The sequence below is a fragment of the Aeromonas sp. 2HA2 genome (assembly GCF_029237345.1).
Taxonomy (GTDB): domain Bacteria; phylum Pseudomonadota; class Gammaproteobacteria; order Enterobacterales; family Aeromonadaceae; genus Aeromonas; species Aeromonas salmonicida.
In genome coordinates this window covers 1-12,507 of the sequence record NZ_JAACGB010000022.1, presented here as the reverse complement: position 1 = coordinate 12,507, position 12,507 = coordinate 1, and the positions used below count along the sequence as shown (strand labels likewise).

Here is a 12,507-nt window from a genome sequence, read left to right as displayed (position 1 = left end):
CCGCTTTGCTCTACCCCGCCAGCGGGAACTGTGATCCCGTTGGCAACACGGTGGCAACATCCGGTGTAACGGCGACCTCCTCTTTGGCCAAGGCAACCGCCGGCAACGAAACCCGCTCCAGCAACTTGAGGGAGTGGGCGCGGCCAACCGCCACCTGACGCTTGATGTCATCGGGCAGGAAGGGCAGGCCGTCATTGGTGGCCGTGTCTATGGTCTGGATCCACTCCATGCCATCCCCGGGTGGCGGCAGACGGAACTGGATGTCGTAGTCGCTGGCATTGAACAGCACGAACCAGCGCTCCCCGCCGCAGTCAATCATGCCGATGTCCATGGCGAACGCCTGCCCCATGGGGGCGTGCCAGTCCTGATCGGTGAGCTGATGGCCATCCGGGTGATACCAGTTGACCTGGTGGCAGCTGCTGGGGGCCCCGTTCCAGCTGTCGTCGCTCAGTTGCAGGTTGGAGAAGACGGTGGACTCCGCCCGCAGCGCCATCATCTGCTGAGTGAAGGCGAGCAGCCGCTCATCCTCCGGTCGCCACTGCCAGTTGACCCAGCTGATCTGGTTGTCCTGGCAATAGGCGTTGTTGTTGCCCAGCTGGCTGCGGCCCATCTCGTCCCCGGCCAGGAAGTGCGGTGTACCCTGGGAGAGCAGCAGGGTGGCAATCAGGTTGCGCTTCTGCTGCTGACGCAGGTTGTTGACACGGGGATCCAGGGTCGGCCCCTCGACACCATGGTTGCTGGAGAGGTTGTTGCCGTGGCCATCCCGGTTGTCCTCGCCATTGGCCTGGTTGTGGCGCTGGTTGTAGGAGACCAGATCCTCCAGGGTGAAACCGTCGTGATAGCAGAGGTAGTTGACGCTGGTATGGGGAGCGCGCCAGTTCTTCGGGAAGAGATCCCGCGAGCCCACCAGCCGGGTGGCAAAATCCCCCATCTTGCCGGCATCGCCGCGCCAAAAAGCGCGCACAGTGTCGCGATAGCGGTCGTTGATCTCCAGCCACTGGCTCGGGAACTGGCCGAGGCGATAGCCGAACGGCCCTATGTCCCAGGGCTCGGCGATGAGCTTGACCCGCGCCAGCACGGGATCCGCCATCATGGCCTTGAAGAAGGCCCCCATGGGATCGAACTCCCCCGCCTCCCGTGCCAGGGTGACGGCAAGGTCGAAGCGAAAACCATCCACCTGCATCTCCGTGACCCAGTAACGCAGGGCATCCAGCACCAGCCGCAGGCTGTTGGGGTGATCCAGATTGACGCTGTTGCCGCAGCCTGTGACGTTGGCATGACGACTGTAGTCGGGGCCGTGAGCCCCCGCCTCGAAGGCATAGTAGCCCGCATTGTCAAAGCCCTTGAATGACAAGGTGGGGCCATCGAAACCGGATTCGGCTGTGTGGTTGTAGACAACGTCGAGTATCACTTCGAGTCCTGCCCTGTGCAGCTCCCGCACCATGGTCTTGAACTCGGTCACCGCCTCCCCCGCGCTGTAGCGCGGCTCGGGGGCAAAGAAGGCGATGGGGTTGTAGCCCCAGTAGTTGGTGAGCCCCAACTGCTCGAGCCTGGGCTCGGACATGAAGGCAGCCACCGGCATCAGCTGGACAGAGGTAACGCCGAGGGACTTCAAGTGCTCGATGATCACCGGATGGCAGATGCCAAGGTAGGTGCCCCGCAGTTCGCTCGGCACCCCCTGATGCTGGCGGGTGAACCCCTTGACGTGGGTTTCGTAGATGACGGTACGCGCAGGCTCTATGCCCGGCTTGCCGACCCCCTGCCAGTCGAAGGTGTCATCCACCACCACTGACTTGGCCACCATGGCGGCGCTGTCGCCCTCATACAGTTTGTCATCCCAATGAGTCGCCCGACTGAGCGCCCTGGCATAGGGGTCGATCAGCAGCTTTTGCGGATCAAACAGCATCCCCTCCTGGGGCGCACCATGTACCCGATAACCGTAACGCTGACCGGCCTTGACGCCGCGCACATAGCCGAAGCGATATTGGCCGCGCCGGCCGGGCAATGCCAGCCGGACCAGCTCCTGCTCCTGCTCGTTGAACAGGCAGAGCTCTACCATGTCCGATTGGGGGGCCCAGACGCAGAAGTGACAACCTGTCTCATCAAGCAGGACACCCAGCGGGTGGTCCTGCCCCTTTTCCATTGCAAACATCAAGACTCCTGTTTGATGAACAAGGTCGCGAGCGGCGGCAGATCCAGCACTATGCTGTGCCCCAATCCCTGCCAGGGGGTTGGCTCGGCGACGAAGACCAGACCCACATCATAGTTGCTGCCCCAGTAATGCTCGCTATCCGTGTTGAGCACCACGCGGTAATTGCCGGCGGCAGGCACCCCGAGTCGATAGGCGATGCGCGGTACCGGCGTGAAGTTGCAGGCCACCATGATCGGGTGGGCCCCCTGCTTGTCGGCCCGCAACCAGGCAAAGACACTGTTGTCGGCGTCGTTGTGATCCAGCCAGCGGAAACCGGTCTGCTCATAATCGGCCTGATACAAGGCAGCTTCATGACGGTAGAGGTGGTTGAGATCGCGGATCAGGCGCTGCTGACCGCCGTGCTTGGGATACTGCAGCAGGTGCCAGGGCAGCTGGGCATCGTGGTTCCACTCGTTGCTCTGGGCGATTTCGGTGCCCATGAAGTTGAGCTTCTTGCCCGGGTGGGCATACATGAAGCCCATGTAGGCGCGCAAGTTGGCCGATTGCTGCCACTCGTCGCCGGGCATCTTGTAGAGCATGGAATGCTTGCCGTGCACCACCTCGTCGTGGGAGAGCGACAGGATGAAGTTCTCGTCATAGTGGTAAACCATGGAGAAAGTCATGTCGTTGTGGTGATAGCGGCGGTGAATAGGCTCTTTCTGCATGTAAGTGAGGGTGTCGTGCATCCAGCCCATATTCCACTTGAAGCCAAAGCCGAGGCCACCGAGGAAAGTGGGACGAGACACGCCGGCAAAGGCGGTGGACTCTTCGGCGATGGTCATGGCGTGGGGGTACTTGCCGTACACCTCTTCGTTGGTCCACTTCAGCAGGCTGATCGCCTCGTAGTTGTGGTTGCCACCGTCGACGTTCGGCACCCACTCGCCGGCATTGCGCGAGTAATCCAGATAGAGCATGGAGGCGACCGCATCCACCCGCAGGCCGTCGATGTGGAACTTGTCGAGCCAGAACAGGGCGCTCGCCACCAGGAACTGGCGCACCGTATTGCGGCCAAAATCGTAAATGTAGGAGTTCCAGTCCGGGTGCCAGCCACGGCGCGGATCTTCGTACTCATAGAGCGGCGTGCCGTCGAAACGGGCCAGACCGTGGGCATCGGACGGGAAGTGAGCCGGTACCCAGTCCAGGATGACGCCTATGCCGGCCTGGTGGCACTGATCCACGAAATATTTGAAGTCATCGGCACTGCCGTAACGGCTGGTGGGAGAGAACATGCCCACCGGCTGATAGCCCCAGGAACCGCTGAACGGATGCTCGGAGACTGGCAGCAATTCGATATGGGTGTACTCCATCTCCTTGATGTAGGACACCAGATCCACCGCCAGCTCGCGCCAGCTCAGGCTGTCGCCGTTGGGGTGGCGCTTCCAGGAGCCGACATGCAGTTCATAGATGGAGAGGGGCTGATCCCGCTTGTCATTGTGCTGGCTGGCAATCCAGGCGGCATCTTGCCACTGGTATTGATCGTGGTCATACACCACTGAGGCGAACGACGGATACTGTTCGCAGTAGAAACCGACAGGGTCGCTCTTGTGAGGCAGACGATGACCGGCAGGATCCTTGAGTTCAAACTTGTAGCGATCCCCGGCCTTGAGGCCCGGCACGAACAGCACCCAGTGACCGCACTGGCTGCGCTGCATGGGGTGACGACGGCCGTCCCAGAAGTTGAAATCACCGATCAGGCTCACGGCGGTGGCGCTCGGCGCATAGACGGCAAAACGCACCCCTTCCACCTGCACGCCAAGATGCTCCACGCTGCGCAGTTGCGCACCCAGGGTGTGGTAGATATTTTCCGGCTGTGAGGTCAGTTCCGCCAGACCGGCCCAACCCGCATCCTGAAACTGATAAGGGTCGACAAATTCAGTACTGGCATCGGGATAGCTGGCGAGCAGCTGATAGGGAAAGGGATTTTTACGGCGGGTGAAAACAGTTTCAAAAAGGCCCGATTCATCGGTGGGTGCCAGGGTGGCAACGACTTTGCCCGACTTGAGATCCTTGACGCGCACCTCAAGGGCATCCGGCAACCAGGCGGTCAGTTTGAGGCCAGGCCCATCCGGATTGGCCTGCAGGCCTAAATGAGAGAAGGGATCGGCACAGCGGGCAGCAACCAAACGTTCAACGAGCATCGAGATTTCCTTTCATAGCTGAGCATCCGCTCCGGCCAGGGCCGAAGCGGATGTAAGTGAGTCACGTTTTGTCGGCAGTGGCTCAACGACTGGCCTCATCACGGGCCTGGCTCATCTTGCCTGCCAGCGCCTTGAGCGCTTCATTGGCAAAAATATCCTCCAGATCGGTGGACAGCTTGCGACGCCAGTTGGGGTATTCGTAACTGGTGCCCGGCACGTTGACCGGCTTGTCCATCTCCAGCCAGTCTTCCAGCTGGGTGCTGAACAGGGCACAGCTGCCGCGGGACATATGCAGTTGCAGACCATGGTTGAGCTCGGTATTCATGCCGACCCAGTTCACGTCATGACTGATGTCGTCAGAGATGACCCCATGGGCATGCAGGCTGTCGAGGATCCGCTGTTTTGCCTGGTGGCGATCAGCATACAGTGTCTTGAGAACGTCTTCATCCGGATACAATCCCAACTCGCGACCCAGCGCCAGATCATCGCAATGCCAGAAGCCCTTCAGGGTCGGCATGTCGTGGGTGGTCAGGGCCGACATCGCCTGCTCGGTGTAGTGAGCGGGAGAGATGAAACCGCCATCGGCCTTGGATCGCTCGAAGAAGAACACCTTGTAGGAGTGAACTCCGTTCTCTTTGAGCGTGACGTCTATGCCTTCCGGCACAGTCCCCAGGTCTTCACCAATCAGCAGACACTGATTGCGGTGGGATTCGAGCGCCAGGATCCCCAGCAGATCGTTGACCGGATAGTAAATGTAAGCCCCCTTGGCGGCAGACTCTCCGGGCGGCACCCACCACAGGCGCAGCAAGGCCATTACATGGTCGATGCGCAGCGCGCCGCAGGAGCGCATGTTGGCGCGGAACAGATCCACCATGGGCTGATAGGCCGCTTCAAACAGCTGGTTCGGGTTCATGGGGGGCAGGCCCCAGTTCTGACCAAGCGGGCCCAGAATGTCAGGCGGTGCACCGACCGAGGCTTTCGGGCAGTAGAGATCCCGGTTGGCCCAGATCTCGGTGGAGCCTTCGGAGACGCCGACCGCCAGATCACGATAGATCCCCATCACCATGCCAGCGGCCTTGGCGCGAGCATCGGCTTGCGCCAGCTGCTCATCGGCCAGGAACTGCAAGTAGAGATAGAAGTTCACATCCTGGCTGTGCGCGGCCATCCAGGCAGCCACCTCGGGGTTGTGGTAATCGCGCAACTCTTCCGGCCATACCGGCCAGCCCCAGGCATTTTCGCCCTTGGCATAGAAGTGGGCCTGCAGGGCATCAAACGCCGCCTGCTGTTGCAGGCTGTCACCACCGGCCGCCACGAAGGCATCGAAGCCTGCCTGGCGCTCGGCACTGAAACTGGCCTGGTCGAATACCTGACGCAGCATGCCGATCTTGGTCTCGATGACCCCGGTGTAATCCACGTTGCTCTTGGCACGCAGTTCATTGAGGTGCTGCTGGAAGGCCGGATTGGCAACCTCCGCCTTGAGGCGATCGTTGGCCAGAAACTCGGGCACGGCTTCCACGTTGATATAGGCCACGTTGAGCCAGCGACGGGAAGAGGGGCTGTAAGGGCTGGCACTCTCGGGGTTGGCCGGATAGAGGGCATGAATGGGGTTCAGACCCACGAAGTGGGCGCCCCAGGCGGCCGCTTTCTCGACCAGCTGGCCGAGATCGCTGAAATCACCGATCCCCCAGTTGTGACGGCTGCGCAGGCAGTAGAGCTGCACGCTCGGCCCCCACACCTTGCGGCCATCGGCAATGGGAGCCTGTTTGTAACAAGATTTGGGCGCGACGATAAGACGCATACTGGCGAGCGGCTCATCATTGCCCTCTTCCAGCAGGGTCAGCTGGTGATAGCCAAGCGCTGGCTGTACATCCAGCGCAACCTGGTAGGCCTGACACTCCATCTCTTCGAATTCAGCCACGCCAACCAGCTCACCCTCAATGGGGGTGATTTGGCCGGACAACACAGTCCCCTGCTCCAGCGCAAGCTGCCAGGTAAGGGCGTCATTGACGAAATCGATGGGCAGACGGACTTCAAGAGTGATGGGCTCACCGCTGCGGACCACCATGACGGGATCCAGCGCGCGCAGCCAATGCTGACGGTGCTCCTCTTCCAACTGCTCGGTCAGGGCGGCCTCGTCATCGACGCGGTAACCCATGGCGCCCAGCATGGCAGACTTGCTCTCTTCGGATACCTGGGCCGGGTGGCCCCAGGCATCAACATACTCGCTGGCGATACCTTTGGCGGCAGCCAGCTGTTCAATCAGGGTGGTCATAGTTTGAGAATTCCCGCTGTGGATTCTATCTATACTATTTTGATTAATTTTTATGGGTGGTACTTGAACAGTGGCTCTGTGGCCATGCTAAACCGCGCACATTTTTACACATCTGCCGGGCTGGTTGTGTGACAGAGCAGGCACTATTGTTGATCTCTGTGACGCTGACCAATAGATAGTTATTTCGACAAAAACTGGTAGTCAGTTACATAAACAGAAAATAAATTTCACAGTTTTTCATGATATAGCGCAATTTCAGACAGATTGTTGGTTGACTCACAGGGGAGTTCTAGTAAATTTACAAACGGAATTTTCTTTGACTACTGAACAGTTAGGTAACCAAATATGACTATCAAAGTAGGTATTAACGGTTTTGGCCGCATCGGTCGTTTCGTGTTCCGTCTGGCCGCTGAGCGTGCTGACATCGAAGTGGTTGGCATCAACGACCTGATCGACGTTGACTACATGGCTTACATGCTGAAGTACGATTCAACTCACGGTCGTTTTAACGGTACCGTTGAAGTTAAAGACGGCAACCTGGTTGTTAACGGCAAAACCGTACGTGTTACCGCTGAGCGTGACCCGGCCAACCTGAAATGGGATGCCATCGGTGTTGACGTTGTTGCCGAAGCCACCGGTCTGTTCCTGGACGACGCAACTGCTCGCAAGCACATCGCTGCCGGCGCCAAGAAAGTCGTTCTGACTGGCCCGTCCAAAGACGCCACTCCTATGTTCGTCATGGGTGTCAACGACGCTACCTACGCTGGCCAGGACATCGTTTCCAACGCTTCCTGCACCACCAACTGCTTGGCTCCGATCGCCAAGGTTCTGAACGATACCTTCGGTATCGAATCCGGCCTGATGACCACTGTCCACGCTACCACTGCTACCCAGAAGACCGTTGATGGTCCGTCTGCCAAAGACTGGCGCGGTGGCCGCGGTGCGGCTCAGAATATCATCCCGTCCTCTACCGGTGCTGCCAAAGCTGTTGGCGTTGTTATCCCGGAACTGAACGGCAAGCTGACCGGCATGGCCTTCCGCGTACCGACTCCGGACGTGTCCGTTGTTGACCTGACCGTCAACCTGAAGAAAGCCGCTACCTACGCCGAAATCTGTGCAGCCATGAAAGCAGCCTCTGAAGGCTCCATGAAGGGTGTGCTGGGCTACACCGAAGATCAAGTGGTCTCCACTGACTTCCTGGGTGAGCGTCAGACTTCCGTGTTCGATGCCAAAGCCGGTATCGCACTGAACGACAAATTCGTTAAAGTTGTATCCTGGTACGACAACGAAATGGGCTACTCCAGCAAAGTTCTGGACCTGATCGCTCACATCTCCAAGTAATTTGGGATGCGCAATCAAGTAGCTTGAAAAAGGCGGCCATTGGCCGCCTTTTTGTATTTCGGCCCCTGGATTTTCCGACCCTCTCTTCATGAATGTGCGCGAGCACAGGAGTCCTCATGCAACCGATACGCTCTCTGACTGCCCACTGTACCCTCAGCCACAACGCAGCTGGCCAACCCCTGCTCACCATCGACAATGGCGATGCCAAGGCCGAGATCAGCCTGTTTGGCGCCCATGTGTTGCGCTACCAGCGTCACGGTGAACCCGCCTCGATCTGGCTCAGCGACAAGGCAGTGCTGGATGGCAGCAAGCCCATCCGCGGCGGTATCCCCGTCTGCTGGCCCTGGTTTGGCCCGGCGCCAGCCCGCGTTGGCAGTGGCAAGCCTTCCCATGGCTTTGCCCGCACTACCCTCTGGACCCTGGACGGCGTCTCCGATCACGGCGATGGCACCCTGGTACATCTCTCTCTGCGTGACAATGAGTCAACCCGTGCCCTCTGGCCGCACCCTTTCGAGCTGGAACTGGACGTGCTGATAGGCAAGGAACTCTCGCTGGTGCTGACTACCCGCAATACGGGTAAAGCCCCCGTCGCCTATAATGCCGCCTTGCACACCTATCTGCAGATAAGCACCCCAGAGGCTGTCAGCGTGATCGGGCTGGGTGAGCCTTACGCCGACAAGCTGACGGGTCAGGATGGGCAGCAGCAGGGCGCTCTGACGCTCACAGCTGCCATTGATCGGGTCTACCACCAAGCCGAGGCCATGGTGATGGTCAAGGATGGCGATCGCACAACTAAAGTGGTGAGCGGCAACAACGACAGCGTCGTGGTCTGGACCCCCTGGCTGGAAGGGGCCACCGCCATGGCGGACATGAGCGACGATGGCTACCGCACCATGCTCTGCGTCGAAGCGGCCATCACGGCCGAGGCTGGCGTCGTTATCGCACCGGATGAGGAGCACAGCCTCTCTACCGTGATCATCTGATCTTCGTCTTCGCGAACCCCATAACGAAAGAGGACACCCAACGGGTGCCCTCTTCTATTCAGCCTTTCTATTCAACTCTTCGCGCACTCAGGCGTTACCCCGAGTCTTTAGCTTGAGTTCCGCAGCGAAGTCCAGCATGCGATCCAGCGGGATCAGCGCCTTCACCCGCAGGGCTTCATCCACCAGGATCTCGTGACGCTCGGCGCCATCGGTCAACGCCTCCTTGATCGCCACCAGGCCGTTCATCGCCATCCAGGGACAGTGGGCGCAGCTACGGCAGGTGGCACCATCGCCACCGGTCGGCGCCTCGACCATCTCCTTGTCCGGACAAGCCTGCTGCATCTTGTAGAAGATGCCGCGATCGGTCGCCACTATCAGCTTCTGCTGGGGCAGCTCTTTGGCCGCCTTGATCAGCTGACTGGTGGAGCCCACCGCATCGGCCAGCTCGATGACGGAAGCCGGAGATTCCGGGTGCACCAGCACGGCCGCATCCGGGTTCTGCTCCTTGAGCTCGCGCAGGGCCTTGGCCTTGAATTCGTCATGGACGATGCAGTGGCCCTGCCAGCGCAGCATCTGGGCCCCCGTCTTCTTCTCGATATAGGCACCGAGGTGCCTGTCCGGGCCCCAGATGATCTTGTGGCCCTGGCTGTCGAGGTGTTCGACTATCTCAAGCGCAATGCTGGACGTCACCACCCAGTCAGCCCGTGCCTTCACCGCAGCCGAGGTATTGGCATAGACCACCACTATGTGGTCGGGGTGGGCATCGCAGAAGGCCGAGAATTTATCGATGGGACAACCCAGATCGAGGGAACACTCGGCCTCCAGAGTCGGCATCAGTACCCGCTTGTGAGGGCTCAGGATCTTGGAGGTCTCCCCCATGAAGCGCACCCCGGCGACGATCAGGGTCTGCGCGGCATGATCCCGACCAAAGCGGGCCATCTCGAGAGAGTCACCGACGAAACCGCCACTGGCCTCGGCCAGCGCCTGGATCTCGGGATCCGTGTAGTAGTGGGCAACCAGCACGGCCTGACGCTCTTTCAGCAGTGCCTTGATGTCTGCGATCAGGGTCGTTTTCTGCTCGGCGGTCAGCGGGGCCGGTTTGACCGGGAACGGGTAGTCCATCTCGACCACCGGAGGGATATTGCTCAGTGCATTGCTCATTGCGACTGTTCCATCAAGGCTCGGAAAGGCAAAAATTATAACCAGAAGCCGGCCACAAACCCATCAACAAATCCGGTGATACGCAAGTGTCCGAATATACTCAAGTAATTCGTTGTCATTCTTGCCAAAAGGAGTTGTCGAATGAAACAACGCTCTCTCAAAACCAAGCTGCTGTTGCTCACCATGGGCCTCTTTCTGTCCAGTGGACTGGCCATGACACTGATGCAATCCTCCTCCTTGCAATCCCTGCGCAGCGACATCATGGCCCAGACCCGCAGTGCGCTGGAGCAGGAGGTCTCTCACACTCTGCAGTTCCAGGCCGAGCGCTACGCAGTACAAATAGGGGCCCTGTTGCAACAGTCCTATCAGGTGCCGCTGGGGATCGCCGCCCAGCTCGAGGGCAGCATGGCTCAGCCTGATCGCGCCCTCTCCCGTCCCCAGGTCGAAACCCTGCTGGGCAGCCGCTTGCAGCAGGCGAGCGGGATCAGCTCCATTTATGCCCAGTTTGAAGCCGATGGCTATGATGGCCAGGATGCCAGCTGGCAGTCCGGCGCATCCCACTCAGTGCCCGACAAGGGCAGTCTGGAGATCTACTTCGTCCGGGACCAGGGTGGCCAGGTCTCGCAACAGCAAGTGGACGCTGCCTCCAGCGAAGCCAAGTACGACACCTCGGTCAACGAATTCGGTATTCGCAACAGCGAATGGTACCTGTGCGGCCGGGATACTCGTCGCCCCTGCCTGATGGAGCCCTACCTCTACGAGATAAGCCCGGGCAACCAGATGTTGATGACCAGCCTGACGGTACCCATCCTCAAGGAGGGCAAGTTCGTTGGCATAACCGGTGTCGACATGAACTTGCCCATTTTCCAGCAACTGGCAGAAAGCCTGGGTAAAAGCCTGTATGACAATCAGGCCGACGTGACCCTGGTCAGCAAGATGGGTCTCATCGTCGGCAGCAACCGCCATGCCGACAAGCTGGGCCGTCCGCTGACGGAGGTCGGGCTGAGCGCCCCCACAGGACAAACCCTGGATACCGATACCGACTTCATCCTGCAACAACCTGTACGGATCGAGGCGGCCGATACCCAGTGGTGGCTGCTGATCAAGGTACCCAAGGCGCTGGCACTGAGTCAGGCCAACACCATCAGCACTCAGCTGGGGGATCTGATGCAGGCGGCGCAGCGACAGCAGCTGATCACAGTGACACTCATCACCCTGCTGGCACTGGGTCTGCTCATCTGGTTCATCCAGACCATCACGGCCCCCTTGTCGCTCATCAGCCGCCATGTCTCCCACCTCTCCAGCAACGAGGGAGATTTGACCCAGCAGATGCAGATCGACACCCACCAGGAGCTGATCGAGCTGGCAGGACATCTCAATGCCTTTCTCGGCAAGCTGCGCGGCATGGTGCAGGGCAGCAAACTGATAGGCCAGCAGGTACACCAGCAGGCACAGGGCATGAAGCAGACGGCCGACACCATGCGCACCAGTCTGGATGAGCAGAGCATAGAACTGGAGAGCGTGGTCAGCGCCATGCACCAGATGAGCACCACTGCGGTCAGCGTGGCGGGTTACGCGGAACAGGCCGCCCAGGAGTCAGAAGCCGCCACCCATCACATCAATACCGCCCAGCAGACCCTGAGCAATGCCCGCAACGAGATCCATACCCTGGTTGAAGACATGCATCAGGCTGACAAGGCGGTGGCGCTGGTGGCCCAGCGCAGCACCAATATCAGCCGTATTCTGGATGTGATCCGGGCCATTGCCGAGCAGACCAACCTGCTGGCACTGAACGCCGCCATAGAGGCAGCAAGGGCGGGAGACATGGGACGAGGTTTTGCGGTGGTGGCAGACGAAGTACGGGCCCTTGCCAACAAGACCCGGGAGTCCACCGACGAGATAGGCCAGCTCATCGGCAGCCTGCAAACCGAGGTGAGCAGCAGCCAGCAACTGATGAGCACAGGCATCACCCGCTCGGCCAGCACGGTCGAGGGCACGGAACAGGCGTTCGAGGCCCTCAACCGGGTGGTCGCCCAGATCCAGCAGATCCACGATCACATCAGCCAGGTGGCCACTGCCGCCGAGCAGCAGAGTGCGGTCAGCGACGACATCAACCAGAATCTGATGCGCATTGGTGATGCTGCCACCACCATTGGCCAGGAGGCCAGTGCCAGCCATCGCTTGAGCGAAGAGCTGGAGCAGGCCTCAACCGCACTGGCAACCCAGCTGGACCGCTTGAGAACCTGATGACAAACGACCATAAAAAAAGCCCGCGTCGTTGCGGGCTTTTTGATCTGGTGGTCGTTACTGGGATCGAACCAGTGACCCCCTCCTTGTAAGGGAGGTGCTCTCCCAGCTGAGCTAAACGACCTGGGATTCTGGAAATGATGGTGGGTCGTGCTGGATTCGAACCAGCGACCA

The 12,507-nt window shown here is 59.7% G+C and carries 7 protein-coding genes and 1 tRNA gene; 3 read left to right on the top strand and 5 right to left on the bottom strand.

Translation table 11 applies throughout. The features are described 5' to 3' along the window. Positions 1 to 10 precede the first annotated feature (10 nt). The 3 genes from glgX to malQ form a co-directional block, all read right to left on the bottom strand. Positions 11 to 2,152, bottom strand: a complete 2,142-nt coding sequence (gene glgX / locus GWQ29_RS20350; RefSeq protein WP_275920199.1) for a glycogen debranching protein GlgX — start codon at positions 2,150 to 2,152, stop codon at positions 11 to 13. Further along, a complete protein-coding gene (glgB, locus tag GWQ29_RS20345; RefSeq protein ID WP_275910131.1) occupies positions 2,152 to 4,329 on the bottom strand; it encodes a 1,4-alpha-glucan branching protein GlgB in 2,178 nt (725 codons plus the stop codon). Before glgB ends, glgX begins: the two co-directional genes overlap by 1 nt. Positions 4,330 to 4,411: 82 nt before the next feature. Next, a complete protein-coding gene (malQ, locus tag GWQ29_RS20340; protein ID WP_275920198.1) occupies positions 4,412 to 6,601 on the bottom strand; it encodes a 4-alpha-glucanotransferase in 2,190 nt (729 codons plus the stop codon). A gap of 345 nt (positions 6,602 to 6,946) precedes the next feature. On the opposite strand from malQ, the gene gap reads away from it, so the two are divergent. Both gap and GWQ29_RS20330 read left to right on the top strand, forming a co-directional pair. Further along, on the top strand, positions 6,947 to 7,942 hold the full coding sequence (gene gap / locus GWQ29_RS20335) for a type I glyceraldehyde-3-phosphate dehydrogenase (protein WP_005313250.1): 996 nt from the start codon (positions 6,947 to 6,949) through the stop codon (positions 7,940 to 7,942). 116 nt (positions 7,943 to 8,058) lie between these two features. Further along, positions 8,059 to 8,925: a D-hexose-6-phosphate mutarotase gene (locus GWQ29_RS20330; protein WP_275920197.1), complete on the top strand. Its 867-nt coding sequence runs from the start codon at positions 8,059 to 8,061 to the stop codon at positions 8,923 to 8,925. 87 nt (positions 8,926 to 9,012) lie between these two features. On the opposite strand, the gene nadA is transcribed toward GWQ29_RS20330, so the two are convergent. After that, the gene (nadA, locus tag GWQ29_RS20325) at positions 9,013 to 10,086 is read right to left on the bottom strand and encodes a quinolinate synthase NadA (protein WP_005313257.1); all 1,074 of its coding nucleotides are present in this window, start codon (positions 10,084 to 10,086) and stop codon (positions 9,013 to 9,015) included. A gap of 141 nt (positions 10,087 to 10,227) precedes the next feature. On the opposite strand from nadA, the gene GWQ29_RS20320 reads away from it, so the two are divergent. Continuing rightward, positions 10,228 to 12,333 carry a methyl-accepting chemotaxis protein gene (locus GWQ29_RS20320; protein WP_275920196.1) on the top strand — a complete coding sequence of 702 codons (2,106 nt, stop codon included), beginning with the start codon at positions 10,228 to 10,230 and terminating at the stop codon, positions 12,331 to 12,333. Positions 12,334 to 12,381: 48 nt separating this feature from the next. Here GWQ29_RS20320 and GWQ29_RS20315 read toward each other — a convergent pair. Further along, positions 12,382 to 12,457, bottom strand: a tRNA-Val gene (locus GWQ29_RS20315). Between the last annotated feature and the right edge of the window lie 50 nt (positions 12,458 to 12,507).

What these genes read in the sequence shown, in the direction of transcription:
- malQ (WP_275920198.1), bottom strand. Translation starts at nt 6,601, where the DNA reads ATGACCACCCTGATTGAACAGCTGGCTGCCGCCAAAGGTATCGCCAGC.
- glgX (WP_275920199.1), bottom strand. Translation starts at nt 2,152, where the DNA reads ATGTTTGCAATGGAAAAGGGGCAGGACCACCCGCTGGGTGTCCTGCTT.
- nadA (WP_005313257.1), bottom strand. Translation starts at nt 10,086, where the DNA reads ATGAGCAATGCACTGAGCAATATCCCTCCGGTGGTCGAGATGGACTAC.
- GWQ29_RS20330 (WP_275920197.1), top strand. Translation starts at nt 8,059, where the DNA reads ATGCAACCGATACGCTCTCTGACTGCCCACTGTACCCTCAGCCACAAC.
- gap (WP_005313250.1), top strand. Translation starts at nt 6,947, where the DNA reads ATGACTATCAAAGTAGGTATTAACGGTTTTGGCCGCATCGGTCGTTTC.
- GWQ29_RS20320 (WP_275920196.1), top strand. Translation starts at nt 10,228, where the DNA reads ATGAAACAACGCTCTCTCAAAACCAAGCTGCTGTTGCTCACCATGGGC.
- glgB (WP_275910131.1), bottom strand. Translation starts at nt 4,329, where the DNA reads ATGCTCGTTGAACGTTTGGTTGCTGCCCGCTGTGCCGATCCCTTCTCT.